Source organism: Rhodococcus sp. (in: high G+C Gram-positive bacteria) (assembly GCF_049286785.1).
GTDB lineage: Bacteria > Actinomycetota > Actinomycetes > Mycobacteriales > Mycobacteriaceae > Rhodococcus_F.
Window position 1 is genome coordinate 1 of sequence record NZ_JBAQEO010000739.1, and the last position, 2,015, is coordinate 2,015.

Here is a 2,015-nt window from a genome sequence, read left to right on the forward strand (position 1 = left end):
CCCCCCCCGACGGCGCGGGACTGCGCGGTGACGCTCTAGCAGCCCGGTACAGGCGCACCGCCACCCTGGATGGCCATCAGCGAGCAGAAAGTGTTGGCAGAGACCTTCCACTTGCCGGCCTGCTCGAGAGCCTCTCCGGATTGGTCCGGCAGCACCGGGTTGCCACCCATGAGAAGCGTCCACTTGACGGCGGCGTTCGCCGGGTCGGTGAGTGTGACGCCCTCCACCGTTGCGGTGGTGGCCATGGCCTGCGGATTCGCAGTCATCCCTTCGAGAGTCGGCAGGAACACATCGCCGTTCTCGACGAGCGCGGCGCGGTCGGCGGGCGGGGTGGTCCCGTTGAAGAAGGTCACGAAGGCGTCGGTGATCTCCTTGGTCGTCGCCGCGTCGGCCGTTGCCGCAGCGGCCGTGGTCTTTTCCGACGCCGATGTGGTGGCAGCCGTCGTCGTGCTGTCGCTGGAACTGTCGTCGGAATCATCGCTGCAGCCGGTGACGGTGGCAGCCAGGACGGCCACGAGACCGAAGGCAGCCAGGCCTCGACGGGTAAATGACTTGCGCATGAAGGATCCTCTCCGGTGGACGGACGAGTTCCGTCCACCAATTTCTGTTTCGAACTTCTCCGGGACTCTCGGAGTGGTGTATGGCCGATCCCGCTACGGAAGGAATGTATTCGGACCATCGAGTCCGGTTCTCCGACAGTACATTCCGGTCATCAACCAGCCCGCCGTAAGCGTACCTGCACACACGCAGGTTATTCGATCCTTTCCTTCATATCGTCCAGATTCACGAGGATCGGATAGCCGCCGACGCTCAAGGCATTGCCGTGACCGGTCTGATGGACGTCGAACACCGACTGGATCGCGGCATAGAAGCCCTGCACATCCAGGGTCTGGTTGACCGCGCGCTTGGCTTGGCGGAGCCCGAACGACGGCATCGTGGCGATGTGCTCGGCGAGAGCCCTCGTCTCGGCGTCCAGGTCTTCGCGAGGCACCACCTTGTTCACCATGCCGACTTGCCGGGCCTCCTCGGCCGTCACCGGACGGCCGGTGAAGAGGATCTCCTTCGCCTTGCGTGCACCGAGTTCCCATGTGTGACCGTGGTATTCGACACCGCCGATACCCATCATGACGACCGGGTCGGAGAACAAAGCATCCTCGGCGGCAATGATCAGGTCGCAGGGCCAGGCCAGCAGCAATCCACCCGCGATGCACCGTCCCTGGACGGCGGCGATGGTCGGCTTCGGCACATTACGCCACCGCAGTGAGTACTCCAGATAGCGGCGGCTCTCACCCTGGTAGATCATCTCCAGGGTGATCTTCTCGGGCACGGGGCCCTGACCCCTCAGGTCGTGTCCCGCCGAGAAGTGCTTGCCCTCGGCGCGCAGAACGATCACCGCCACGTCCACGTCGGCTGCCGCCCGGGTCCAGGCTGCATCGAGTTCGTCGAGAAGCTCTGCGTTCTGGGCATTGGCAGCCTCGGGACGATTCAGAGTGATGGTGGCGATCTTGTCGGCAACTTCGTAGAGAATGTACACGGCAGTCCTCAACTCCGGGGTAGACCGAGTACGCGCTCGGCCACGATGGTGCGCTGGATCTCGGACGTTCCGCCGGCGATTGTGCCGGCGAAGCTACGCGCATAGCGTTCGAACCATCCGCACGCGAAATGATCGTTGTTCCAAGGCGTGTACGGTGCCGTCAACGCGGGATGCACGAGACCGTTCGACCCGGCCGCGTCCAACGCGTGCTCCGAGGCCTTCTGCACGCCTTCGGATCCCAGAAGTTTCAGCACCGAGAGCGCGGCCACGTCCTGATCACCACGAGCGGCGCGGGCGAGCGCCCCGGAACCGAGCAAGCGAAGTGCCTGCAAATCCATGGCGAGAGTGGCATAACGATCTCGATCGAGCACCGTGACAGGGCGGAAGTCCTCGACGAGATCCTGCAGGCGATCGGCGAAACTCAGCCAGAGCAGCGTACGTTCGTGCCCGAGTGCACCATTCGCGACGCCCCATCCCTGGT

General features: G+C 64.1%; 3 protein-coding genes. All 3 read right to left on the minus strand.

Features of this window, described 5'->3' with window-relative positions; all coding sequences use genetic code 11:
• Nucleotides 1-35 precede the first annotated feature (35 nt).
• The gene (locus WAW17_RS26820) at nt 36-560 is read right to left on the minus strand and encodes a hypothetical protein (protein WP_422335899.1); all 525 of its coding nucleotides are present in this window, start codon (nt 558-560) and stop codon (nt 36-38) included.
• A 191-nt stretch (nt 561-751) separates the two neighbouring features.
• Nucleotides 752-1,534, minus strand: coding sequence for an enoyl-CoA hydratase (locus tag WAW17_RS26825; RefSeq protein WP_422335900.1), 783 nt, complete (start codon nt 1,532-1,534; stop codon nt 752-754).
• An 8-nt stretch (nt 1,535-1,542) separates the two neighbouring features.
• Nucleotides 1,543-2,015 (minus strand): acyl-CoA dehydrogenase family protein (locus WAW17_RS26830; protein WP_422335901.1); only part of this gene is annotated, 473 nt, incomplete at its 5' end.